This is a genomic window from Flavobacterium foetidum (assembly GCF_004634245.1).
GTDB lineage: Bacteria > Bacteroidota > Bacteroidia > Flavobacteriales > Flavobacteriaceae > Flavobacterium > Flavobacterium foetidum.
Window position 1 is genome coordinate 128,605 of record NZ_SJTF01000014.1, and the last position, 25,505, is coordinate 154,109.

Genomic DNA, 25,505 nt, shown 5'->3' on the forward strand with positions numbered 1-25,505 from the left:
ATGCTGCGAAGAAAAGAAATAATTTTTCGTTTCATAATTATATTCGTAAATAAATTAAAATTTCATCATGAAAATTCATTATATATCTGAAAACAATAGCGTTTTAAATCATTTCTTAGGACAAATTAGAAATGTAAACGTACAGAACGACAGCATGCGTTTTCGTAGAAATATTGAACGTATTGGCGAAATTATGGCTTATGAATTAAGCAAAATATTGCCTTACAAAAATGTTGAAATCGAGACTCCTCTGGGAATCAAAAAAACAACCGAAATAGATACAGATTTGGTTCTATGTCCGATTCTGAGAGCAGGACTGCCACTTCATAATGGATTTTTAAATTACTTTGATCATGCCGAAAACAGTTTTGTTTCGGCTTGCAGACATCATCCAAAAGGTGATGATGATTTTGAAATTCTGGTTGAATATCAGGCTATTTCAAATCTAAACAATAAAACAGTTCTTCTTCTTGATCCTATGTTGGCAACTGGTCAGTCTATAGTGGCGGTCCATCAAAAATTAATTGAAAATGCGAATCCTACAGAATTTCATATCGTGGTGGTTATTGCAGCGCCAGAGGGAATTGCTCATTTAGAAAACAACCTTCCTGAAAACTGTCATCTTTGGGTTGCCTCTTTAGACGAAAAACTGAATGAGAAAAACTACATTGTTCCTGGTCTTGGAGATGCAGGCGATCTTGCTTACGGAAGCAAATTATAATTGCGAGAAAAATGTAAATAAACTGCAGGCAATCAGCACATAAAATGCAATTTCGTTATTGAGTTTTTGTTGCATGTATTCTACGTGGCTTGTTGCCATAATCGTTAAAGGCGCAATACTAAACAATAATAAATCATTGCTTTTGTTTGGTGAAATAATATATACGAAAGTTGCTATAAAAAAATATGCCACGACCTTCTTGTATGAAGAATGTACAATTTGTGGTCTATTTGTTAATGTCATCAACATTGACGTCACAAAAAACAAAGCCACAGCCGTATAAATTGAAAGTGCTCCGTTTTCGTAATTGTTTTTGAAATAATCAATTCTAAAGTCTATTTGCGCTCTTTCTTGAAAAAATGCTACAGCATCAATATTAAAAATTAAAGAGGTCATGTAAAATAATATTGCTACAGCCAACAATGCTATAAAAGGCAGAACCCAATTTCTATAATCTCTGGAAACGTGAAAAATAATAGAAATATAAACCAACACCAAGAAGAGAATGCTCCAAAATTGAAATAAAGAAGCTACAAAAATCCAAAAGGAGGCATCAAATATTTTTTCTTTTGAAGCTTTTAGCGATTGAAGCGAAATTAGTCTTCGAAGCGCCAACAAAACAAAAAAGTTTGCATAGATAACATTTGAATTATTGAATAGGGTTGGGAAAAACAAAAGAAACAATAAGTAAAAAAATATCGCGTAACCATTGTCTTTACTAAGACCATTCTTTTTTACGATGAAATTAATCATAAAAAATGATGCCAAAATAAAGCACAGCAAACTCACTTTTTGGAAAGCCAAAAAATAAGAAGAAACCCAGGACGGGTCTTTAATTTGGAACATAAAAAAGAAAACCAGTATTAAAATTACAACCAATGAATAATTTAATGGTGTAGATTTTTTAAAAACACTTGTTATCATAAGGATATTTTATACTTTTGTGATTGTAAAGATACTACTTGTTTAAAATGAAAAACCGAACAAGTCGAAAAAAGATTCTATTAATCGAATTTTATCTTCAAAGCATTATACAACAATAAATAACATATAATTTTAAAGAATTATGACAGCTTTTTTCGAAGGAATTCAATACTTATTCGTTAACATCTTGTTTGCTCCTCTTGACTTTTTACGTCGTTTGGAATTAATTACATGGTTTGGTGCAAACACTATTAACTGGATTTTCATGATCATCTGCTCTGCAGCAATCGTATATTGGATCAAACAATTGCGCATTTTTGATGATGCTGGAACAGAAAACCAAGATACAACAGCTCACTCATTTTTAAAATAAAAACCAAACCCTTAATATTTTATTAAGGGCTGGTCAATTATTTTTTAAATAAGATCAAAACCTATATCTTTTCTAAAATACATCTTATCAAAACTTAGTTTATCTATGTTTTGATAAGATTTTTTTACGGCCTCTTGGAAATTATCTCCGTAAGAAGTTATAGCAATTACACGTCCTCCATTAGTAACGACATTTTCGCCATCTAATTTTGTTCCTGCGTGAAAAACTATAGAATCTTCAATATTTTCTAAACCAGAAATTACTTTTCCTTTTTCGAAATCTTCAGGATATCCGCCAGAAACTACCATTACGGTTGTTGCGCTTCTTGGATCAACTTCTAAGTTAAAATCGCCTAATTTCTGATCTGCAACAGACAAGAACAATTCAACCAAATCAGATTTTAATCTCGGAACTACAACTTCAGTTTCAGGATCTCCCATTCTTACATTGTATTCAATAACAATTGGTTCTCCTTTTACATTGATTAAACCAATAAATACGAATCCTTTGTATTCAATTCCATCTTTTTGGAAACCGTCGATTGTTGGTTTTACGATACGCATTTCAATTTTTTCCATCAAAACAGCATCTACATAAGGAACTGGAGAAATCGCTCCCATTCCGCCTGTGTTTAAACCTGTATCTCCTTCTCCAATTCGCTTGTAATCTTTTGCCGTTGGAAGGATTTTATAACTTTTTCCATCTGTTAAAACAAAACAGCTCAATTCGATTCCGTCCAAAAATTCTTCGATAACTACTTTTGCACTTGCTGTTCCGAATTTAGCGTGAACAAGCATATTACGTAATTCTGTTTTTGCTTCTTCAAGATTCTGAATAATCAGAACTCCTTTTCCGGCTGCCAATCCGTCTGCTTTTAAAACATAAGGAGGTTGTAATGTTTCTAGAAATTTACATCCTTCTTCGACTGTTTCGGCAGTAAAACTGTCATAAGCAGCAGTTGGAATGTTGTGTTTCATCAAGAATTCTTTTGCAAATTCTTTACTTCCTTCTAATTGTGCCCCAAGTTTTGATGGTCCAATAACCGGAATATGTTTTAAACTTTCGTCGTTTTTAAAATAATCGTAAATACCTTTTACCAATGGATCTTCAGGTCCTACGACTACTAAACTTATATTTTCTTTAAGTACTAAAGCTTTTACAGCTTCGAAATCTGTCGCAGAGATTGCCACGTTTTCAGCAATTGCAGCAGTTCCTGCATTTCCAGGTACTACAAAAAGTTTTTCGCAAAGCGGACTCTGAGTCATTTTCCACGCAAAAGCATGCTCTCTTCCGCCTGATCCCAATAGTAAAATTGTCATGGTGTTGTTGTATTTAGTTGTGGTGCAAAAATAGTGGGTTTAAACGGTATATAATAATTTTTTTAGTTACTTTTGATAATTAACTAATTTGTAATTTTAGTTGATTCAAAAAATGTAATAGTCATGCAATCTGTTTTAAAACAACCTTTTACCAATGTTCAGTTAGAACTGTTAAAAACATTTTCTCATCAATTATCTGAAAAAGATTTAATTGATTTGAAGCAAACACTTGCGTTGTTTTTTTCTGAAAGACTTATAAATCAAGCTGATAAAATTTGGGATGACAAAAAATGGGATGATAAAACTGTTGATGATATGTTGACAAAAAAAATGAGAAAATCAAAATAAGAAATCTTGAAAAAAATTGTCTTAGATACAAATGTTTTTCTGGTTTCTATTTCTAGCAAATCAAAACTTCATTGGATTTTTAGAAATTTACTTGATGGTAAATATATTCTATGTCTAACAACAGACATTCTAGCTGAATATGCCGAAATTATTGAACAGCAAATGGGAATTACTGCCAGTGAAAATGCATTAGGTGTCTTAGAAAACCTTAAAAATGTTGAATATATAACCAATTATTTTAAATTCAATTTATTGAAAGATGAAGATGATAATAAATTTGTTGATTGCGCCATTTCATCCAATGCTGATTTCATTGTAACACATGATTCTGATTTTAATCTTCTGAAAAAAATCGATTTCCCAAAAGTAATCATAATTGATACCATAGAATTTAATTCTATTTTTTAGAAAATGGAAAAATTAAAAAACATACATCCAGGAGAAATTTTATCAGAAGAATTTTTAATTCCACTCAATATCACACCTTATCGTTTGTCTAAAGATTTAAAAATTCCTCAGACAAGAATTTCTGAAATTATTAAAGGAAATCGCAGAATTACGGCTGATACTGCTTTGCGATTGAGTCATTATTTTGGAAATTCAGCAAAATTCTGGCTTGGTCTTCAAGATGATTTTGATATTGAAGAAGAAGAATTTAATAAAGGTCAGGAACTAAATTCGATTAAACGTTACGATTTAAAAGAAGCAGTTTAATGATTCGTCTTTTTGATATTTCCCTTCAATTAAATGGTTTTCCTATTAAGAAGGCCAATATAGAATTGGATAAAATTGTTCATTTTTCTGAAGAAGAATTTGCTGTATTTCTTCAAAACAAAAAAACAGAAATTGTTGATTTTCATTTAAGAAACAATCCTTTTTACAAAGAATTGGCAGGAAATGCAACATCTCAAAATTGGGAAAATCTTCCGATTTTAAACAAACAAAATCTCCAAAAACCGCTTGAAGAAAGACTTTCAGAAGGATATTCGAGAAAAAACATTTACCTCAACAAAACCTCTGGATCGAGCGGAACACCTTTTGTTTTTGCGAAAGACAAATACAGTCACGCTTTAACCTGGGCTTCGAATATTATGCGTTTTGGCTGGTTCGGAATTGACTTTAATCATTCGTATCAAGCACGTTTTTATGGCATTCCGATGGATTTTATTGGTTACCAAAAAGAACGTTTCAAGGATTTCCTGACGCATCGTTTTCGTTTTCCGGTTTTTGATTTGTCTGATGAAATTCTGGAAAAATTTCTGCAGAAATTCAAAACCAAAAAGTTTGATTATATCAATGGTTACACCAGTTCTATTGTTTTGTTTGCTAAATATTTGGAACAGAAAAATATTATTTTAAAAGAAATCTGTCCGACTTTAAAAGCTTGTTTTGTTACTTCGGAAATGCTTTTTGAAACGGATAAAGAATTGCTAGAGAAACAATTCGGAATTCCGATTATAAGCGAATATGGGGCATCTGAACTTGATTTGATTGCTTTTGAAAATCCTCAAGGAGAATGGCAGGTAAATGCAGAAACCCTTTTCGTAGAAATTTTAGATGAAAACAATAACCCTGTGCCACATGGAACGGAAGGCAAGATCGTGATTACTTCATTATTCAATAAAGCAAATCCTTTTATTAGATATGAGATTGGCGACATTGGAATTCTAGATGAAAAAAGCACTCCACAAAAACCAATTCTAAAAAAATTGATTGGCAGAACGAATGACGTTGCGATACTGCCTAGCGGGAAAAAATCTCCAGGATTGACTTTCTATTATGTAACCAAAAGCATAATTGAAGACGATGGAAACGTAAAAGAATTCATTATCAAACAAACCAAATTAGATTCTTTTGAAATTGAATATGTTGCTGAAAAAGGACTGACTGCCGAACAGATTCAAAAGATAGGAGAAGCAATCTCCCTATATCTTGAACCTGATTTAAATTTTACTTTTACCCGAAAAATAGTTTTAGAAAGAACCAATCGAGGGAAACTAAAACAATTTAAATCGCTTTTATAAATATAAATAAAATCTTACATTTGTTTTTTAATTAAAAACTTATGGACAATCAATCTTTCCTTTCTGAAGAAACAATTTCTAATAAAATATATTTTATACGTGGACAAAAAGTGATGTTGGATCGTGATTTGGCATTGCTTTACGGAATAGAGACAAAAGTACTTAAACAATCTGTTAAAAGAAATTTATCTAGATTTCCTGAAGATTTTATGTTTGAATTAGATAAAACAGAGTTTGAAAATTGGAGGTCACAATTTGTGACCTCCAATTCTGATAAGATTGGTTTACGATATGCGCCAATGGCTTTTACTGAACATGGAGTTTTGATGTTATCTAGTATTATAAAAAGCGAAAAAGCAATTCAAACCAATATTGAAATTATGCGAATCTTCACGAAAGTGAGACAAATGCTCTTGGATACAACGGAAATTAAAGTCGATATTCTTCAGATTCAGAAGAAGTTAGAGAATCACGATAAAAACATTGAGTTGGTATTTTCTTATTTAGATGAATTGACTGAGAAAAAAGAAAATGAGACTGAAAGAGTGAAGATTGGCTATAAAAAATAGCTCTTTAAGGTCATAAATTATGATCTTAAAACTTGAAGTCGAAAATTGCGACTTCAAGGTGAATTTTAAATCTTCTTAATAAATTTTGGTTTTATTATGAGTTGAGTAAATAAAAACCTCATCATCAAGAAAACAGAAAAAATGAGATTATATCCGTGAAATTCTCTGTAAACACCAAAATTGTGTTTTATTAATTTGAATTTTGAAGAAGATACAGAATTCTTTCTGATTCTGTAAAGCGCCAAAGATTCTGCAACTGGTCTTGCTGTTTTGATTTGTTTTAAAATCGTCAGCCAAATTCTCCAATCCTGTCGTTTTTGGGAATTATTCAAAACTATCTTTCCAAAATAGTCTGCATCATAAATGGCTGTCAGATTTCCTACATAGTTGCAGAAAAACAATTCACTATACGTTAACGGATTTGGTGATTCTACTCTTCTATTCAAATCATTTCCATCTTCATCAATAGAATCATAAAAACTAAATGTAAAGTGTAGATTATTTGCTTTCAAAAATTGGATTTGCTTTTCTAATTTAGCTGGAAACCATAAATCATCAGAATCCAGATAAGCGATATATTTTCCTGTTGCTTTTTCTAAAGCCGCGTTTCTGGCAAAACCATTCCCTGAATTTTTGTCTAGTTTGAATAGTTTTATCCTAGAATCTTTTTGAGCAAATTCTTCAATAACAGAAACCGTTTCGTCAGTAGAAGCATCATCAACCAAAATCATTTCCCAGTTTCTATAGGTTTGATTTTGAACTGATTCTATCGTTGCTCTAATGAACTTTTCAGTATTGTATGTTGGTGTAAGAATAGATACTAAATCGTCCATTAGAGTTTAATACTTTCAGAATTTAGATTATTTTATATAACTAGAAAAGTCCTTATGTTCTTCTTTTGCCAATTCTTCGGGAGATAATGATTTGAAATACTCATACGTGATTTTCATTCCTTCGGCACGACTTACTTTAGCTTCCCAACCTAACAATTCTTTCGCTTTTGTTGTATCTGGCTGACGCTGTAGCGGATCGTTTATGGGCAATGGATGATATACTACTTTCTGGTTTGTTCCAGTTAGTTTTATGATTTCTTCCGCAAAATCTTTAATCGTAATCTCGTCTGGATTTCCAATATTTACCGGATAAACATAATCAGAATGCAATAATCTGAAAATCCCTTCAACTTGATCGTCTACGTAACAGAACGAACGTGTCTGCATTCCGTCTCCAAAAATGGTTAAATCTTCTCCGCGCAAAGCCTGACCAATAAAAGCAGGAATTACACGTCCGTCGTTTAATCGCATTCTCGGTCCATAAGTATTAAAAATACGTACAATTCTGGTTTCTACGCCATGAAAAGTATGATACGCCATTGTAATGGATTCCTGAAAACGTTTTGCTTCATCATATACCCCGCGAGGGCCAATTGTATTGACGTTTCCGTAATATTCTTCTGTTTGTGGATGCACTAATGGATCTCCGTAAACTTCAGATGTCGATGCAATCAAAATTCTGGCTTTTTTTACTCGGGCTAATCCTAATAAATTATGGGTTCCTAAAGACCCTACTTTCAAAGTCTGAATTGGAATTTTTAAATAATCTATCGGACTTGCCGGCGAAGCAAAATGCAAAATATAATCTAAATCACCTGGAATATGAACAAACTTGGTAATATCATGATGATAAAACTCAAAGTTTTCTAATTTGAATAAATGCTCGATATTTTTAAGATCTCCCGTAATCAGATTATCCATCCCGATAACAAAATATCCTTCTTTGATAAATCTGTCACACAAATGTGATCCTAAAAATCCTGCAGCTCCGGTAATAAGTATTCTTTTCATGGTAGTTATTTGTTCAACGCAAATGTAAACAGATTTGGAAATTATTTGAAACTATCTAGTATTTATCTTGTGTGTAAAGATTTTAAATGATTTTTAAATTTTGAGTCAACAAACTCTTTAATCTCTTTTTCAAATCTTTGCTTTGAAAATAAAACAGCATGTTTGCGGATTACTTTTGGATCAAATTTTTTCGTTTCAAAATCAACAATTGCTTCCTCTATTTTTTTTGCTGTTTGTTCTTTAAAGAAAACCCCTGTTTCATTTTCTAGAACAGTTTCTAGTGTTCCACCTTTAGCGAGCGCAATAACTGGTGTTCCGCAGGCTTGAGCTTCAACAGGAATAATTCCAAAATCTTCTTCTGCTGCAAAAACAAATGCTTTGGCTTTTTGCATCAAATTCTTCAGTTTTTCATTTTCTACAAAACCGACAAATTCAATATTGCTTTTAGCTGTTTTTTGAAGTTTTTCGAATTCTGGCCCTTCTCCTGCTACAATTAGCTTTTTATTCGGAAGTTCATTAAAAGCCTCAATAATCAATTGTATTTTCTTATAGGTAACCATTCGTGAAGCTGTAAAATAATAATCTTCTTTTATTTCTTCCAAACTAAAGAAATCTACATCGACTGGAGGATAAATTACTGTTGCTTCTTTGTTATATGTTTTTTTTATTCTTTTGGCGATGTGATTAGAGTTGGCTATAAAAAAATCAACGTTTTCTGAATTCGATAAATCCCATTTTTTGATTTTATTTAAAACCGATTTTGCATAAAGACCTTTTAAGCCTTTATCTAATCCGGCGTCTTTTAGGTATTGCTCTTTTAAATCCCAAGCGTAACGCATCGGCGAATGACAATAACAAATATGAAGCTGGTTTTTATTGGTGCGGATCCCTTTGGCTACAGCCGATGAAGAACTGATAATTAAATCGTAATCTCTCAAGTCAAATTGTTCGATTGCAATAGGAAACAGTTGCAAAAATTTGCGGTGATTTCTTTTTACAGTTGGCAGTTTCTGAATAAAACTGGTTTTAGCTTTTTTACCGTTTAGAATAAAATTTCGGTCTTCGTCGCTCAAAAAGTCAATTAATGCGAAATGGTCAAAATCGTTCCAGATTGAGTTTATAGAATGAATCACTTTTTCAGCTCCGCCGTTTACGTAATACCAATCGCTAATTAGGGCTTTTTTCATTGTTTATTGTGCGAAAATTTTCAGAAAGATACTAAAACGTTCAAATTTGCAAATAAAATGAAGAGATTATTTTTCTTTTATTAAATTTGAAATTGTCTTTAGACTTTCGAGATGTTTTTGAATAGATTTTTCCCATGTAAATTTTTCCAGTTGATTTTTCCTACAAATCATTGCTTCGTCATCAAAAACAGGATTCTCTAAAACATCAATAATTTTAATTTTCAATTCATTAGCATTCTTTGGATTAAAGTAATAAACAGCATTCCCTCCTACTTCTGGTATACTTGCAACATTGGAAGAAATTACAATTGTACCTGCTGCAAGAGCTTCGAGAATGGGAAGTCCAAATCCTTCATATAATGACGGAAAAATAAACACAGAAGCTTTTTGATAATAAACTGGTAAATCGCAATCTTCTATATGACCAGTGAAAATAACATTTCCATATAAATTATTTTTATCAATAAACTTATCTATGTTATCGTCTTTGGTAATAAATCCTTCCTTTTTACCGACAATTATCAGTTTATATTTAGATTTTAAATTTTCTGACAGTAAAGCATAAGCCTCAATTAAAACCAGCAAATTTTTATGTGGCTTTACATTTCCTATGTATAAAATAAAATCTTTGGGCAGAGCAATTTCGCTTTCTTTCTTGTTTTCAAAAAAAGGGACATTGACACCACAATAAACTACTTTTATTTTTTCAGGTTGAGCATCGGTATATTTTACAATTTCCTGTTTTGAAAATTCTGAAACAGTAAAAATTACGGTTGCTTTTTTAACTGCATTTTTGTAGAGTAGCGAAGCATACATTCTTTTAAAAAATGAAATAGGGCTTATGTCTGTAAGATGGTTTACATCATGAATTGTCACAATTTTTTTTGAGGCACGAACGGGGAGAAGAGGAAAATTAAAATGCGGACACCAAAAAATATCGCATTTTGGTATTTTAAAAGGAAACAAAAACTGTGCTTTCAAAGAATACATTTCATAATCAAATTCTATAATTTCTACTTTTCTGCTCCATTCAAATTGCAAAATTTCATTTTTACGTCCTAAAACTATAACCGTTTCAAATTCAGAAATGATGTCTGGCAGCACATTTTTTAAATAAGTACCAATACCAGAAGTATTTATAAGACGAGCATCAATTACAAATTTCATTTAATCAAAACTTTACAAACTAGTTCAAAAATAAGTTTTAAAATTTAATGACGTTTATTTTTATTCAAAACACTTCAGCTTTTGAAAAAAAATTTACTTTTGAAAAAAAAACCAAATGAAAAAAATAGCTTTACTATTAAGTTTGTCTTTGTGGATTGTTTCTTGTCAAGAACCTCAGAAAAAAGAAGAGGAAAAAAGTCAAATTGGTAAATATCAAATGACCGTTATTCAAAGAACAGACACCGGAGAAGTTTGTCTATTTGTTTTAGATACAGAAACTGGAAGAGTTACAATGCGTAATGATAAATCTGGTTCATGGGCACCTCAAGGAAGCCCGGATGACTCGGTAGATAAATCACTTTAATATTGTGGCTCCAATATCTGGAGCCTTTATTTTATTATGCTTTGATTAAAAATATCTTTTATAGTTTCGGTATCAATTTTATAAATTTTTTATTTCCATTAATTTTAATTCCTTTCTACATCAGTGTTTTCGGAATTACAAATTATGGTCTTATAGCTATTTCCTTGTCCTTAATTAACTATATATCGGTTATTAATGATTATTCATGGAATGCTTTAGGCCCTATAAAAATTGGTAAATTAAATCCTGATTTTAAAGCTGTCAGCCGTTACATTTCGACAGTTATTAATACAAAGCTTTTCTTGACGATTCCTTCTTTTTTATTACTTTTTCTACTTGCTCAATTGTATGATAGACTTAGTGATAATTCGCTTTTTTTTGCGTCTTTATTTTTAATGCTTTTTTCGCGTACGCAAAATACACACTGGGTTTTTATTGGTCTAGACAAGGTTAAAATATACTTTGTTATCAACAGCATTTTTAAAATATCCTGTATTTTTACTATTTTGTTTGGAATAAAGGACAAAAGCTCTTTTCAAATTTTATTCTTTGTTTTGGGTTTCTTTGACAGCCTTATTTTTGTCACTTCATTTATTTATTTATTTGCGGTTGAAAAGTTTGTATACTCATTAACTTCATTTAAAGATATTTTTGAAGAATTAAGAAATGGTTTCAAAATGTTTCTGACCAACCTAACTGTTTGTTCTATTTTAAATTCTGGAACACTTATTTTAGGCGTTTTCTTCGATTCTAAAACAGTTGGTATTTATAATGTTGCTGAAAAAATCATAATGCTAGGAAAACATTGCATTGGTGTATTGTTTCAAGGAGTTTTTCCTAAAATCTGTAATATAGGAACAGTTTATACGGTTGAATTAAACAAAATTCTAAGGCAGATTTTTAAATATTATTTCCTTGTTTTTTCTTTAGGAACATTTATTTTAATTCTTTTTTCAGAACAAATTGTTTCGTTATTGAGCAACGAATATGTTTCAGAATCCTCTAGATATCTAATTCTGCTTTCTCCAATTCCATTAATTGCGTCCTTAAATCAGTCAGCATACATGTCTTTGCTTATGCATGAAAAGAAAAATATCTATTTTACAGGCTATTTTATAGGCTTAATAATTAATATTATTCTTTCATTCCTCGTGTCTATTTTATTCAAGGTAGAGGGAATGATTGCCGCACTTGTTATAACTGAGTTATTTATTACGCTGTTCTTGAACTATAATGTACTGAGTGATAAAAAATTAAATTTCTTTAGCAAAAATGATTAAAGTTGGTTTTCTGGTTTCATACGATTTTAAATATTTATACAAATCAATTCCGTTAGTATATGATGCTTCAGATTTGATTGTTCTTGCTGTAGATAAAGACCGTCTAACATGGAGTGGCAATTCTTTATTTATTGACCCAGCCTTTTTTGATTGGGTTAGAGAGTTTGATGTTTTGAATAAAATCATAATCTACGAAGACTCTTTTTACATTGCCGAAAATACTCCCTCTGAAAATGATACCAGAGAACGTAACTTACTCGCAAGGGCAATGGGAGCAGGTGGATGGCACATTCAGATAGACAGCGACGAATATTTTAATGATTTTTGTGGTTTTATCTCTTTTTTAAAAGACAATAAACACTATCTAAATAATCCCGAAAAAAATCCCGTAGAAATTCATGTACAATGGATTACTTTGTTCAAAAAAGTCGAAGGGGGTTTTCTGTATATAAAAGATTCTCTTGACGCAATTGAAGTTGCAACAAATTATCCAAAATACAAATATATGAGAGCCACAAGGCACTCTAAAAAAATAATAACAAAATTTATTTTGCTACACCAATCCTGGGCAAGAGATGATGAAGAAATCTACACCAAAATAACCAATTGGTCACATCGGGACGATTCTGATAACGAGGCTTTCTATGAATTCTGGAAAAGTATAAGTCTAGACAATTATAAACAGTTTACCAACTTTCATGAAAATGACCCGACAAAGTGGAAGTCTCTAGATTTTATTCCTGAAAATGAAATTGATTCTCTTAAAATTAATATCAGTAATTATCAATTATTTAAGCTCAAAATCAAAAAATATCTAGTTCAGTTTATGCGAGAAAAACTTCCTGTTTCTATTCAGGAAAAAATTAAAAATCTTTTTAAAAAGTTATCCAGATGATTGATAAAAAGTTAAATAGAATAATTGTTTACCTACTTTATCTTCTGGCATTTACCTCAGCTTTATACATGTTTGAAGCAGTTCAGTCGATAATTATGATTGCGGTCAGCTTATTTTTATTGCTTCACTGTAGGAACGACAGAAAAAAACTGTTTTCAATTAAAACAATACCATTTTTGTTATCGTTTGTCGTCTTAATGCTTTTCAATCTTTTTTATTTCGATTCAAAAAGTCTTCAGAATATTGCTAACAGTCTTTTGTTATTTATAGTCCCTTTATTCAGTATTTGTCTATACCAATCTGATTTTTTCAAAAAACATAAAGAAAAAATAATTCTGATATATTGTATTTGTATCAGTCTCATTAGTATTTACATAATAGTATATTACATTAATGATATTCCAAATCATCGATTTAACTGGTATTATGCGCGTTTTAATTTAGAAAATACAATTCATATTCACGGAACTTATATCAGTTTGTGGACAGGAGTTGCAATTCTTTTTATTTTTGATTTGCTAGCCAAAAATCAAGAAAAGACCTTTAAATTCAAGGCAATTTTAATTTTCGTATCTCTAGTATTGCTAACTAGCTTAATCATCATAAACGCAAGAATGTCACTTTATGCGGTTTTGTTCTTGATTAGTTTAAATAGTTATTTTTACTTCTACAAAAAAAGACAAGTAAACTTAAAACTGATTATTATTCCACTTATTTTGCTGTTTTCTGGCGTGATTTTTTTATCACAGCGTTATCAGGATGATATTCAGTTTTTAAACAAAAATACTATCGCAAATTCTTCTCGTTATACCATTTGCTATTGTTCGTTGAAAGTTATTAAAGATTCTCATTTTTTAGGAACTAACAATGGATCAATTCAATCAAAACTAAATTCTTGTTATAATGGGTATGGATTTGAGGATTTGTCTAAAGATAATTTAAACTCTCACAATCAATATCTTGATTATTTTATGAAAGGCGGATTTCTCCTGTTTTTGGCTTTTAGTGCATCTTTATTTATTAAACTTAAAACGGCATTAAAAGACAAAAACTATCTTTATTTTTCTATTACGTTGTTATTTTCTTTTGCTTTTTTGACAGAAAATGTACTTGTACGACAATACGGAATTTACATTTTTATTTTTTGTGATATCCTGTTTTTAGGTTCTATTCTTACTTATAAAAGCCATGGTACAGATAAAATAGAAAAAAGCCAGAGTGGGAATTAATAACATACAACCGTCACTTAAACAAACAAATAAATAAGTTAAAACTCCCAGCATATAAACTGAGTAGTTGTTTTTGGTTTGAAAAAAAATATAAACAGGAGCAAAAAAAGAAATGCAGAACAAAAACAGACCAACAATACCAAATTGCCTAAATATTGAAAGATAAACAATTTCGTCAATGATTGTATATGGCTCGGTTCCGAATAAGGTTATATCGTTTATCTTTCGAATCTGCAAAATGCGACCACCAAAATTGGAATCAAAAATAAACCCTTCTAAGGAGCCATATTGAAAATATCGTGTCATTAGCAAGGAACTGATCACGAAGAGAAAAAATGCACCAATTAAATAAACCTTTGCCAATTGTTGCAGTTTGTTTCGGTATACAATCAAAAAGTAAAATATTAATCCTATCCAAACTGTCCGAGATAAAGTTAAAATCAGTGCTACAATGACAATACACACCTTGATTTTAGTTGTTGTTTTTTTATAGAAAACTGGAAACAACATTAAAGTGCATACTCCAAAAATATTTCCGTTGTTATAGGTTGATACTAGTTTAGTTACAGAACCACGCTGGTTGAATTTAGACTTTAAGAGTTCTCCCAAATCGGCTGCATTTACAGTTATATATGGAATTTCTAAAAAGCGTCCTGTGAATTGTTTATAACAAAATAAAAAAACACCATACAAAGAAATCAAAAAAACGGCATTTGCAATTAATTTCTCTATGTATTCACTATCAATTCTTTTTAGAAAATATCCTAAAATGATGTAAAAAAAGAAAGGAAGGAATACAAAACTAATATAGAATGCAATAAAATTTCCTGTAGATCCCTTATAACCAAAAATTAATAAATGAATCGAAAAGTAAACAACAAATGGCAATGTGGCTAAAAAACACATATAATGCTTGCTATTGACCGGAAATTTGTATTTGTTTAAAATTATAATTAACGAAAGGAAAAACAGTATGCCTAAATATAAATAGCCCCAAGTAAACGGAATGCCTGCAATTTTAAAACCTCCTTTTGGTATAACTACTAATAACAAAACAGCCAAAAAAAATAAAATTTCTCTGAGCCTTTCATTATTTAATTTAAGTGTCATGATATTTTTCATCTCAGAATAATCATCTGAATTACAGTTTTTTTAAGACTGTAGTGCTTTTTGCTTGTTATAAAACCTTTTTAAAAACACCAAGAAAATAAAAGAAAATAGCAATAAAATTGGAAGTATATATTTCATTTTTCCTTTTAGCTTTTTAGTGTTTTCGATATTGGTGACAACAGAACTTTCTTTTATAATCTTATCAGACGTAATCTGTTCTATTTTTAAGGAACCGTTTTCTCTAATCAGGTTTTCCTTGGTTTTAAGAATGTCATTTAGCTGAACATTTTCATTATAATAAACCAATTTGTCATTTTTTACTGTTCCATAAGAATCTGAAACCGAAAACTTATTTAAGATATTGTCAATCTGCAAAAGGATTTCTTCATTTGCTTTTATTTTTCTCCTAATATTTTCTAAAGATATCTTTTGAACCTTAGTATAATGAATACTTGAATTTAAGTATTTTAATAACAAATTTGCTGTATTTTCGTCCAAGGAAGGATTTTTTGCTGTAAAAGTTATTATATAAAAAGGATAATTTTTACTTGTTGTACTTTCTTTAATAAAAGACTTAAAATCTCCACTGGAAGTCATCAGTTTTAAGACCTCTAGATTTTGTTCATTATTGTTAACAAATTTAAAAACATCAACTATTGGTTCTATTGTAATATTTGAAATTTCAGTATTTTCAGATAGTCCAATTTTTTTGAAAAAAGATTGATCACCAGTTATAATCTTTGACTGAATAAAATCAATTTTAGAATACAAATAATCGACACTTCCAAAATTTGGCGTTACAATAATTTGATTATCGTATGTTTTTTGCGTTTTATCTAAAAACATACCAAGTCCAAAACCAACAACAATCAATGCTGTAACAACAATCCAATTTTTAATAAAAAACTGGATACCATTAAAGATAGACGCATTAATTCTCCCAAAAAAGTCACCAATCTTTTTTGAAATCAAAGTCAAATCAACTTCTTGGTCTTCTATATTTTGAGGCGTTTTTGCATTCATTTATACAGCTGCTTTTATATTGAAAATCTGCTCCAGAATTTTAATCGTAATCAAATAAGTCGGTTTTACACCGGTGGTTCCTAATCCGCCCGAAGCTAGTGTGCTTCCGGTTTCAAGAGGATTATCAGAGGCATAATAGGCATAACGAACTTTGATATCATGCGGTACGCTTTTTCTAATTTTAGATGCCGACTGGATTGCTTTTTGGTAATAAGATCCTTCCATTTCTAGACCAATTACGCCCCAAGTCGATTCGTGGAAAAATTTCAGTAAATCTCTGTTTTGCAGCGAAGTCCCTAACACTGTTACCATAGCGCCTTCAAAAACAGCAATATCATTTCCTTCAAACATGGCACCTGTTAATTCGTTTTCGAAGAAATAATTATCCGCAGTTCCTTCGTTTATATGTGCCGACGGAATCATGATGTCTCCTTTTCCACCTTCTAGGATTCCGGCCTTCCCCATAATCGAAACTGATTTTACATTGAGCAAAGTTTCTTTTTTATAAGGTTTCAAAAGCTCGTCGATGGTTTCGTATGCTTGTTCTCCAAAAGCATAATCCATAACAATGATCACAGGTTTTTCTTCATCGATATTGGCATACGGAAATGCCGTTTTTGACCAGTTAATTTTGGCTGTATCAAAAATCTGAACATCAATATTAGTTCCCGAACAATCTGGCAACGAAATCATTCCGTTTTTCATAGCCAGTTCTTCTACTATACTTCTGGTTTCTTTGGCGCTAGATTTGCTTAATTCTTCATAAATAAAGAAATCTGATTTGTCTTTGAATTTTGTTTTTAACAACGGCGTTGCAAAAATCGAATTCATCACACTGTGCATATTCGCACTAATAACGTGAATTGGTCTCTTTAAAAGATTATTTTCCTTTAAAACTTCCTTGATGTTGGTTGCCCAGATTTCACCATGAATATGATGTCCTAATCTCTCTCTCAAGACCGGACTAAAGGTAATTGTGCGTTTATTATTTTCGATAACTTCTTCTATCGCTAATTTTCCGAGCCAGTAAATAACGTGCAGGAAACGATCGGGAGCATTTTCAGATCCAAAAGCATCATAGATGTCCAAAACTTCTTCAAAAGTTCGTGCCAAAATATTAGCAACATGCGAAATGGCCTTTTCTTTCTCAATCTGCGAAAGTTTTTTTGGTTGCATGATTGCTTGTTCCAATTTCTGCCAGTCTCTAGAAACTTCTCCACCGTCGTCTAATAAAACCCTGTTTTTTATTTTATGCGATTCTATAAAAATAAAAGTCAAATGTGTCAGGATATCGTAAATGTCAGAACGGCCGCGAGTGATTTCTACGTTCATCTGCTCTTCATCGATCCTATAGCAGTTTCTTCTTCTTTTGGGAGGAACAATCGGCTGAAAATGAGATTTAGAATAACCCTCGTCAGAAGTCAGATTAATAAAACGGCATTGCTCGATTCCGATCGGAAGACGTTCTATAACGTACAAAAGTCCGTTTAGTTCTACCTTTTCTTCGGCAATATTTCCATAAATTTCTGGTCTTAATGCTAATAATGATTCACGCAGGCTGTCACCAGAAACTCCCATTGGTTTATAAAATCCACGGTTGAATAAATGACGCATTGTAATGTACATTTTTTCGATAGCCGCAGACGATTCCTGTGCTCTTGATCTTGATATATGTTTGGTTTCTTTCATTCTATTTTATTTTATAAACTCAAATGTAAGCAAATACAAGGCATGCCTTGTATCTACGATGTTATTTTTTAAAAAATCATTTTGATTTATCTTCTGTCTTAAATTTATCCTTTGACCAATTTTCAGGATTTGAAACAATGTAATCAGAAATTCTTTGATAATCATTATTGTTTCTAATGATATTATCATAAAATAATTTCTGCCATTGATGTGGATACCCTAATCTGTTGGCATGTTTGGTTACCGCAGATTTATAGGATCCAACAATTGACGAAATGGTATTTTTTCCAATGTTTTGAAAACGTTGTGAACCTGGATTCGATTCCGATGATATTTCCGTCGATTGTTGAGACAGGGCATGCCCTGTCTGTACGAAATCCATGCCCACGTCATTTGCGTTATCCAATTGTTTATCGATAATCAAAATTCCGTGAATATGATTTGGCATGACCACAAAATCACCCAATTCAACGTTTTTATGGTGTGACGGAATTTGATACCACAATATATCAGCAATAATACCAACCTCCGACAAAACCATTTTATTATTTTGAATTTCTCCAAAATAATGTTTTCTGTCTTGTGTACAAATTGTTATAAAATAGGCTCCGTTCCAACCATAATCCCACCATTGAGCTCTTATTGAAGAAACACGGTATTTATTTTGAAATTTTCCTTGATTCATTAATTTTTTATTTACTTCTTTTTTTATTTAATGTAGTAAATAACTTATTAATTTAGAAAATATTGTCTGAATGTGCTACTTCAAACTATCCGCAATCTTTCTATCATTCGACAATCTCGGAATCTTATTCTGTCCGCCCAATTTTCCCTGTGATTTCATATATTCCTGAAAACCGTTTTTAGATACTTTCGTGACAACCACTTTTCTTAAAACATTTCCGGTAATTAAATCATCATAGTAAATATTTTGTTTTCTCATCGAATTGTCCAACGCTTCCGCGAAAGCTTCGGTATTTTCTGGTTCGTTTTCGAATTCTACAAACCATTCGTGATACGGAAGTCCGCTAGAAGGCGTAATTTGTGGTGCAACTGTAAACTCATTGATTACGATATTGGTTCCTGCTGTAGCTTCTTTCATAGCATTTTCGACCTCGTTGGCAATTACATGTTCGCCAAATGCAGAAATGTAATGTTTAATGCGGCCCGAAACGATGACGCGATACGGAGATAAAGAAGTAAACTGAATCGTATCGCCGATATTATAACGCCATAGCCCAGCATTTGTCGAAATAATCAGAACATAGTTTACGCCAATCTCCACTTCTCCAATGGTAAGCGCTTTTGGGTTTTCTGTAAAAAACTCATCTGCTTTGATGAACTCGTAGAAAATTCCAGAATTCAAAAGCAAAAGCATTCCCTTTTCTTTCTGTGAATCCTGATAAGCAAAAAAACCTTCAGAAGCAGGAAACAGCTCAATACTGTCTACTTTTCTTCCGATCATATTTTCAAATTTAGCGCGATAAGGTTCGTAATTTACACCTCCATAAATAAACAGATTAAAGTTCTTGAATATTTCTCCAATCTTTTTTCCGCCGCTTTTTTGTTCCAAACGTTCAAAATACATCTGCACCCAAGACGGAATTCCAGAAATAACAGACATATCTTCTACAATGGTTTCGTCTACAATAGCGTCTACTTTGGTTTCCCAGTCGTCAATACAATTCGTTTCCCATGAAGGCATTCTGTTTCTTTGTAGATATTTCGGAACAAAATGTGCTACAATTCCAGACAGTCTGCCGAATTTAATTCCGTACTTTTCAGTTAGAATAGGACTTCCTTGTAGGAAAATCATTTTTCCGTCAACAAATTTGCTGTTACCTGTTTCATGAATATAATGTAGAATCGCATTTCTCGCAGCTTCTATGTGTGCGGGCATAGAGTCTTTGGTCAGCGGAATGTATTTTGCTCCCGAAGTCGTGCCCGATGTTTTTGCAAAATAAATTGGCTTTCCTTTCCAGAGTATATCCTGCTCTCCTTTTACGACTTTTTCTATATAAGGTTTCAGGTCTTCGTAATCTCGAACGGGAACCTGTTTTTGAAAATCTTCAATTCTTTGTATGTTCTCAAAATGATGATTTTTGCCAAACTCTGTCTGCTTTGCATTTTTAATCAAATTATTAAAAACTTTTTGCTGCGTCTCTACCGGTTTTTTTGCCCAGTTTTGAGTCTGACGATATATATTGCCGGCAAATATTTTGGCCGCTACAGATTTAATTGACATTCTTTATGGTATTATTTTTGGTCGGTCTTCTTTTTGTTTTTGGAATTTTCGTTTATTTCCTTCTCGGTTTTGGCTACTTCGTCACGAAGCTTAATTTCGGCATCGCTCGTTTTCATGTCAAGACCTGCGGGCACTTCTGTATTTTCTGCTAGAATAGAATCTTTATTAAATTTTGCATAATCCAGTTCACCCTTCAAAACTTTCTGGATTCCTTTTATGTAAGCTTCGTTTTGTCTCAAAGCTGTTTCCAGCGAATCTGATTTTATGGCTAATTTTGTCGCATTTCTTTTTAATTCGGTCGAAGAATATCCCGGAATAAATTCACGCAAAGGAGTAAAAGCAATTATAAAAGTGGTAACAGAAATCAGAAAAATTCCTCCGAGAGTAAAGGTCACAAAGACATTCATTAAATTGAGTTTGAACGAAAAAATCTCTTCAAATGTGTTTTCATTCAAAATTACCAGTCGGTTTTTTGTAAATAATTTTTTTCTGAAAGTGCCCTTTTTTTTCTTCTTCTTCATAACATAGTATACGAGCAAATATAATAATTAATCGGATCGAAGCAGGCGTGAGAATTTTATGAATATACGAAATTTTTTAATTTTATAAAATATTTAACGCTGTAAAAAACAAATATTTTGAACCAAAAATACATTTAGTTCGTTTATTTCTATATACCTTTGCAAAATAATACAGAAAAACAATTTGCTTCGGCACAAAATATACAACCATGGGAAGATTAGGTCTTACAGAAATCCTTGTTATAGTAGCTATTGTAATTTTACTTTTTGGAGGTAAAAAAATTCCAGAACTTATGAAAGGTTTAGGAAGCGGTATTAAAGAATTTAAGAATGCTGCTAAAGACGATCAACCTGCTGCTAAAAAACAAGAAGAAGAAACAAAATAGTAGCCTTCAACTTATCAAAATCCCGGATTACAGATTAATTGTCTTGTAATTCGGGATTTTTTTTATGCAAAATATTGATTTAAAGCAGTGAAATTTATTCATATAAGATTGCAATCTTAAAAATTATTCTTCAATTCCGAAATGTAAATTGCAATTCGGATTTTTATTTAAGGAAAATAATCTTACTTTTAGGCACCCTAAATTTTAAAAAATATGAAAAACCTGCTTTTCGCTATGGCTTTTCTGTGTGTTGCAGAAAGTCCAGCGCAGACACAACCGTTTCCTGCCAATAAAATCTACGGAAACGGCCTTATGGCATCGGCCAGAAACAGTCAAGATGCCCAAACAAGTTACGATACTTGGAAAATGAATTTTGTCGAAACCTGCTCTAACGGACGATTCAGAGTAAAATTTGATAATTCTGCCCAAACTGTCTCTGAAGGAATTGCTTACGGAATGTTGCTTTCTGCTTATAAAGGCGACAAAACGCTTTTTGATGGTCTCTGGCTTTATTATAAAGACAATGTAAACGGCAATGGTGTAATGAACTGGAAAATAAACGGTTGTTCTGGAACTGCTGGCCAAAATGGTGCAACCGACGCCGAACTTGATGCCGCTCTAGCGCTCATTGTTGCCGATTACCAGTGGGCTAGCGCCGGAACTATTAATTATAAAAATGATGCTAAAACACTGATTGCAGCGATTAAAAATCATGAGGTTGAAGCAAATACCTATGTTTTAAAACCCGGAGATCAATTCGGCGGAAGCTCAATTACGAATCCTTCTTACTTTTCGCCAGCGTATTACAGAGCTTTTGGCGCTTATACCAACGACAGCGTATTTTGGAATCAGGTTGCGGCAAAAGCTTACACCGTTATCAACAACAATTTAACAGTAAACAATGCTGCCGGGGGTTTGGTTTCTGACTGGTGCGAAGCTTCTGGAGCGTATTCTTCTCAAGCTGGACAATATGCAAATGGTGGTAGAAATTATCAGTATGATGCTGCCAGAACACCTTGGAGAATCGCTGTAGATTATCTTTGGTACGGTACAGCCGAAGCAAAAACATATTCAAAAAAATCATCTGACTTTGTACGTGTAAATCTGGGCGGTTCTGCCAATATTAAAGACGGTTACAGTCAAAATGGTTCTGCAACCGGCCAATGGCACAATGCTACATTTGTGGGTGCGTTTGCCTGTGCTGCGATGGGAGGCGAAAATCAAGCACATCTTGATGCTTCTTATGCTGATCTTAAAAATCTAAACGAACCAAACAGCTATTTTAACCACACCCTAAAAACCTTGTATACTTTTTTGTTAACAGGTAATTTCTATTTGCCATTAAATGCCACTTTGTCTAATGATAATTTTGATATTGAAAAATCTACAGTTACGCTTTTCCCAAATCCGAGCGCTGATCGAATCACAATTAGTGCGCCTCAGCAATCAACTATTTCAGTAATTTCTCCTTCCGGAAGTGTTATTCATCAACAAAAAACAAATTCCGAAACAACAGAAATAAATCTGGCCAATCAAGCATCAGGCGTTTATTTTGTAAAAATATCCAACGACGAATTTAAAAGCATTACCAAAAAAGTAATTTTGAAATAATCTTAAACATAGAAACTCCCAAATTATAGGATCTTAATTTGGGAGTTTTTTTATTCTGTTTTCTTAAAAAACATCTTGGAAGAAAATTATTATATATTTGATTAAAAATTATTCTATGAAAAAAACTTTACTCTTTTTACTTTTCTTTTTAAAAACCTTTTTACTATTTGCTCAAAATCCTGCAGACATTGAAACTAATTTTGGCGCTGTCCCTGGCTTCAATAACCCTGTACTTACCTCAGCAGTACAATCTGATGGGAAAATTCTTGTAGGTGGTCATTTAATTGCTTATCAAGGATTAACTGCTAATTATTTGATACGCCTTAATCCTGATGGTAGTAGAGATAAATCCTTTAACCCAGGAAAAGGACTAAATTCAAGTGTTTATACAATAGCTGTTCAAACTGATGGAAAAATTCTTGTGGGCGGAAATTTTACTAAATTTCAAGATAATGATCAAAATTATCTTATTCGTCTAAATCCAGATGGAAGTAAAGATAATACATTTAATATCGGTACTGGTTTTGTTAAAGCTAAGAATTACGATCGTGGTGGAACAGTGCATACTATATTGATACAACCTGATGGTAAAATACTTGTTGGAGGTGGTTTTAAGTCCTATCAGGGCAATACCCAAAACTATTTGATTCGATTAAATCCTGATGGAACGAAAGATACAACATTTGATATCGGTACCGGGTTTAATGATATTGTCTATTGCTTAGCAATGCAAAGTGATGGTAAAATAGTAGCTGGAGGTAGTTTTTCTAAATTTCAAGATACCTATAACTACAATTTAATTCGATTAAATGCTGATGGAACAAGAGATTCCTCTCTCAATACTTATACATTATTTAACAGCGCAGTTCGAAAATTACTTATTTTGCCCAATGGAAAAATAATTGCTGGAGGATGGTTTTATCGATCCGGAACGCAAACAGAAACAGGCTTAATCTCTTTAAATTCTGATGGAAGTACAGATAACCCTTTTAATTTGAAATTTGCGCTAAACTATAATGTTGAAGCTCTTTGTCTTCAACCAGATGGAAAAATAGTGGCTGGAGGAAACTTTGTTAATTACAACAAACCAAACGAGAATCACGTAATTCGTCTAAATATCGATGGAAGTGTTGACGATTCTTTTAAAACTGAGGATGGTTTTGGAATTGCAAATGGTTACTCAGTCTATACGATAACTTTGCAAAGTAACGGAAAACTTATTATGGGTGGTGACTTTAACACTTTTCAAGGAGTTAGAAACGATTATCTTATAAGCTTAAATGTTGATGGAAGTAGAGATTCCTCATTTAGTAAAGGCAACGGATTAAGTAATCTTGTTAATACAATTGCTATACAATCTGATAATAAAATTTTAGCTGGCGGAAAGTTTACCACACATAATGAAGCTTCTCAAAATTATATAATTCGCTATAATTCTGATGGAAGTAAAGATTCTTCTTTCAATATCGAGAATGGATTTAATGGGTTTGTAAATACCATAAATCAACAAACAGACGGAAAAGTAATTGTAGGAGGTGCTTTTACCAAATATAAAAATGAAAATAATTATGCCCTAATTCGTTTAAATGCAGATGGAAGCAAGGACAGCTCATTTAGTACAGGAACAACCGGATTCAATAGTACAGTAAACTGTACTGCAATTCAGCCTGATGGGAAAATTCTCGTTGGAGGACTTTTTAATTTTTATCAAAATGTCAGTCAAAATCGTTTGATTCGTTTAAACTCAGATGGAACTAAAGATGTTTCATTTAATATAGGAACTGGCTTTGATGCTGAAATTTTATCTCTATGCTTACAGACAGACGGAAAAATAATCGTCGGAGGAAAATTTAAAAACTACCAAGGAACTAGTCAAAACTATTTAATCCGTTTAAATGCTGATGGGAGTAAAGATAATACCTTTAATATCGGAACAGGATTTGGCAGTCAATATTCATTAGGAGATGTATTGTCAATTGTAGTTCAGTCTGATGGCAAAATAATTATCGGTGGAAGATTTGAATTCTATCAAGGCAAAACCAACAATTATATTTTAAGATTAAATTCTGATGGAAGTATAGACACTACTTTTAAAAGTAATACTGGTTTTAGCTATTATGTTAATTCTATAGCTCTACAAACAGATGGAAAAATAATAGTTGCTGGTCAGTTTTCACTTTATAATAACTACGCAGCTAATAGAATAGCGCGATTAAATCCTGATGGAAGTATTGACACCACATTTACTGGAAGTAGTTTCAGTCTTGTTTATAATTATATCTCAGAAAATGATAAAGTGGGATTAAATTCTATCGCCTTACAAAAAGATGGAAAAATTGTTTTAGGAGGGGCGTTTTCTAGTTTTAAAACCGATATTGCTGCTGCTTTTCTAATCCGAATAAAAGGAACTGAAGTGGTCTTATCAAACGAAGATTTCATTAAAGAAAACAAATCATTTTCTGTATGGCCTAATCCTGTAAAAAATACATTAAACATCAACTCATTACAAGATTCAAATTATTCCATAAAAATTTATGACTTGTTAGGAAGATTGATCTACACTAAAGAAAATGTAAATACTTCAATAGACGTAAGTTCTTTTACATCAGGCTTATATTTAATTAAAATAAAAGCAGAAAGCGGAGAAACTTCTCAAAAATTTATAAAAATATAATT

General features: G+C 31.9%; 26 protein-coding genes. 14 read left to right on the forward strand and 12 right to left on the reverse strand.

Annotation, left to right across the window (positions count from 1 at the left end):
- Positions 1 to 67: 67 nt before the first annotated feature.
- Entirely contained in the window at positions 68 to 721 is a 654-nt protein-coding gene (gene upp / locus E0W73_RS17375; RefSeq protein WP_135223311.1) for a uracil phosphoribosyltransferase, read from the forward strand.
- Here upp and E0W73_RS17380 read toward each other — a convergent pair.
- Positions 716 to 1,645 carry a DUF6427 family protein gene (locus tag E0W73_RS17380; protein ID WP_135223312.1) on the reverse strand — a complete coding sequence of 310 codons (930 nt, stop codon included), beginning with the start codon at positions 1,643 to 1,645 and terminating at the stop codon, positions 716 to 718. The two genes, upp and E0W73_RS17380, sit on opposite strands and share 6 nt — an antisense overlap.
- 142 nt (positions 1,646 to 1,787) lie before the next feature.
- On the opposite strand from E0W73_RS17380, the gene E0W73_RS17385 reads away from it, so the two are divergent.
- Positions 1,788 to 2,018, forward strand: coding sequence for a DUF6341 family protein (locus E0W73_RS17385; protein ID WP_025571310.1), 231 nt, complete (start codon positions 1,788 to 1,790; stop codon positions 2,016 to 2,018).
- A 44-nt stretch (positions 2,019 to 2,062) separates the two neighbouring features.
- Here the strand turns inward: E0W73_RS17385 and purD are convergent, their stop codons facing one another.
- The gene (gene purD, locus E0W73_RS17390) at positions 2,063 to 3,337 is read right to left on the reverse strand and encodes a phosphoribosylamine--glycine ligase (RefSeq protein WP_135223313.1); all 1,275 of its coding nucleotides are present in this window, start codon (positions 3,335 to 3,337) and stop codon (positions 2,063 to 2,065) included.
- Positions 3,338 to 3,460: 123 nt separating this feature from the next.
- Here purD and E0W73_RS17395 point away from each other — a divergent pair, with 123 nt between their 5' ends.
- From E0W73_RS17395 to E0W73_RS17415, 5 genes are read left to right on the forward strand one after another with little or no spacing between them, the layout of a single operon-like run.
- Positions 3,461 to 3,685, forward strand: a complete 225-nt coding sequence (locus E0W73_RS17395) for a hypothetical protein (RefSeq protein WP_135223314.1) — start codon at positions 3,461 to 3,463, stop codon at positions 3,683 to 3,685.
- A 6-nt stretch (positions 3,686 to 3,691) separates the two neighbouring features.
- The gene (locus E0W73_RS17400) at positions 3,692 to 4,093 is read left to right on the forward strand and encodes a putative toxin-antitoxin system toxin component, PIN family (RefSeq protein ID WP_135223315.1); all 402 of its coding nucleotides are present in this window, start codon (positions 3,692 to 3,694) and stop codon (positions 4,091 to 4,093) included.
- A gap of 3 nt (positions 4,094 to 4,096) precedes the next feature.
- A complete protein-coding gene (locus E0W73_RS17405) occupies positions 4,097 to 4,399 on the forward strand; it encodes a HigA family addiction module antitoxin (protein WP_135223316.1) in 303 nt (100 codons plus the stop codon).
- Positions 4,399 to 5,709, forward strand: coding sequence for a phenylacetate--CoA ligase family protein (locus E0W73_RS17410; RefSeq protein WP_135223317.1), 1,311 nt, complete (start codon positions 4,399 to 4,401; stop codon positions 5,707 to 5,709). Before E0W73_RS17405 ends, E0W73_RS17410 begins: the two co-directional genes overlap by 1 nt.
- A gap of 41 nt (positions 5,710 to 5,750) precedes the next feature.
- A complete protein-coding gene (locus E0W73_RS17415; RefSeq protein WP_135223318.1) occupies positions 5,751 to 6,278 on the forward strand; it encodes an ORF6N domain-containing protein in 528 nt (175 codons plus the stop codon).
- A gap of 65 nt (positions 6,279 to 6,343) precedes the next feature.
- Here the strand turns inward: E0W73_RS17415 and E0W73_RS17420 are convergent, their stop codons facing one another.
- From E0W73_RS17420 to E0W73_RS17435, 4 genes are all read right to left on the reverse strand, one after another.
- Positions 6,344 to 7,111 (reverse strand): glycosyltransferase family 2 protein, encoded by a 768-nt coding sequence (locus E0W73_RS17420; RefSeq protein ID WP_135223319.1) that lies wholly within the window; start codon positions 7,109 to 7,111, stop codon positions 6,344 to 6,346.
- A 27-nt stretch (positions 7,112 to 7,138) separates the two neighbouring features.
- Positions 7,139 to 8,122, reverse strand: a complete 984-nt coding sequence (locus E0W73_RS17425; protein ID WP_135223320.1) for a UDP-glucuronic acid decarboxylase family protein — start codon at positions 8,120 to 8,122, stop codon at positions 7,139 to 7,141.
- 62 nt (positions 8,123 to 8,184) lie between these two features.
- On the reverse strand, positions 8,185 to 9,309 hold the full coding sequence (locus E0W73_RS17430; protein ID WP_135223321.1) for a glycosyltransferase: 1,125 nt from the start codon (positions 9,307 to 9,309) through the stop codon (positions 8,185 to 8,187).
- 66 nt (positions 9,310 to 9,375) lie between these two features.
- Positions 9,376 to 10,476: a glycosyltransferase family 4 protein gene (locus E0W73_RS17435; RefSeq protein WP_135223322.1), complete on the reverse strand. Its 1,101-nt coding sequence runs from the start codon at positions 10,474 to 10,476 to the stop codon at positions 9,376 to 9,378.
- A gap of 115 nt (positions 10,477 to 10,591) precedes the next feature.
- Here E0W73_RS17435 and E0W73_RS17440 point away from each other — a divergent pair, with 115 nt between their 5' ends.
- Genes E0W73_RS17440 through E0W73_RS17455 form a run of 4 tightly spaced genes read left to right on the forward strand, consistent with a single transcriptional unit; the run spans position 10,592 to position 14,244 of the window.
- Positions 10,592 to 10,840 (forward strand): hypothetical protein, encoded by a 249-nt coding sequence (locus E0W73_RS17440; RefSeq protein ID WP_135223323.1) that lies wholly within the window; start codon positions 10,592 to 10,594, stop codon positions 10,838 to 10,840.
- Between the two features lie 41 nt (positions 10,841 to 10,881).
- On the forward strand, positions 10,882 to 12,120 hold the full coding sequence (locus E0W73_RS17445; RefSeq protein WP_162847723.1) for an oligosaccharide flippase family protein: 1,239 nt from the start codon (positions 10,882 to 10,884) through the stop codon (positions 12,118 to 12,120).
- Complete coding sequence (locus E0W73_RS17450) at positions 12,113 to 13,015, forward strand: hypothetical protein (RefSeq protein ID WP_135223325.1); 903 nt, start codon at positions 12,113 to 12,115, stop codon at positions 13,013 to 13,015. Before E0W73_RS17445 ends, E0W73_RS17450 begins: the two co-directional genes overlap by 8 nt.
- Positions 13,012 to 14,244, forward strand: a complete 1,233-nt coding sequence (locus E0W73_RS17455) for an O-antigen ligase family protein (protein ID WP_135223326.1) — start codon at positions 13,012 to 13,014, stop codon at positions 14,242 to 14,244. Before E0W73_RS17450 ends, E0W73_RS17455 begins: the two co-directional genes overlap by 4 nt.
- Here E0W73_RS17455 and E0W73_RS17460 read toward each other — a convergent pair.
- From E0W73_RS17460 to E0W73_RS17485, 6 genes are all read right to left on the reverse strand, one after another.
- Positions 14,176 to 15,354, reverse strand: a complete 1,179-nt coding sequence (locus tag E0W73_RS17460; protein WP_135223327.1) for a hypothetical protein — start codon at positions 15,352 to 15,354, stop codon at positions 14,176 to 14,178. The two genes, E0W73_RS17455 and E0W73_RS17460, sit on opposite strands and share 69 nt — an antisense overlap.
- Positions 15,355 to 15,396: 42 nt before the next feature.
- Complete coding sequence (locus tag E0W73_RS17465; protein WP_135223328.1) at positions 15,397 to 16,377, reverse strand: hypothetical protein; 981 nt, start codon at positions 16,375 to 16,377, stop codon at positions 15,397 to 15,399.
- On the reverse strand, positions 16,378 to 18,066 hold the full coding sequence (locus E0W73_RS17470) for a DUF6909 family protein (protein WP_135223329.1): 1,689 nt from the start codon (positions 18,064 to 18,066) through the stop codon (positions 16,378 to 16,380).
- 76 nt (positions 18,067 to 18,142) lie between these two features.
- Complete coding sequence (locus E0W73_RS17475) at positions 18,143 to 18,751, reverse strand: transposase (RefSeq protein WP_135223330.1); 609 nt, start codon at positions 18,749 to 18,751, stop codon at positions 18,143 to 18,145.
- A gap of 75 nt (positions 18,752 to 18,826) precedes the next feature.
- Positions 18,827 to 20,311 (reverse strand): GH3 auxin-responsive promoter family protein, encoded by a 1,485-nt coding sequence (locus E0W73_RS17480; protein ID WP_135223331.1) that lies wholly within the window; start codon positions 20,309 to 20,311, stop codon positions 18,827 to 18,829.
- Positions 20,312 to 20,322: 11 nt separating this feature from the next.
- On the reverse strand, positions 20,323 to 20,832 hold the full coding sequence (locus E0W73_RS17485) for a peptidase (protein WP_135223332.1): 510 nt from the start codon (positions 20,830 to 20,832) through the stop codon (positions 20,323 to 20,325).
- A 209-nt stretch (positions 20,833 to 21,041) separates the two neighbouring features.
- Here E0W73_RS17485 and E0W73_RS17490 point away from each other — a divergent pair, with 209 nt between their 5' ends.
- The 3 genes from E0W73_RS17490 to E0W73_RS17500 all read left to right on the forward strand — a co-directional run bounded on the left by E0W73_RS17490 (position 21,042) and on the right by E0W73_RS17500 (position 25,503).
- On the forward strand, positions 21,042 to 21,218 hold the full coding sequence (locus tag E0W73_RS17490; protein ID WP_135223333.1) for a Sec-independent protein translocase subunit TatA/TatB: 177 nt from the start codon (positions 21,042 to 21,044) through the stop codon (positions 21,216 to 21,218).
- Between the two features lie 213 nt (positions 21,219 to 21,431).
- Positions 21,432 to 22,829, forward strand: a complete 1,398-nt coding sequence (locus tag E0W73_RS17495) for a glycosyl hydrolase family 8 (protein WP_135223334.1) — start codon at positions 21,432 to 21,434, stop codon at positions 22,827 to 22,829.
- Positions 22,830 to 22,944: 115 nt separating this feature from the next.
- Positions 22,945 to 25,503, forward strand: coding sequence for a T9SS type A sorting domain-containing protein (locus tag E0W73_RS17500; RefSeq protein ID WP_135223335.1), 2,559 nt, complete (start codon positions 22,945 to 22,947; stop codon positions 25,501 to 25,503).
- Positions 25,504 to 25,505 lie beyond the last annotated feature (2 nt).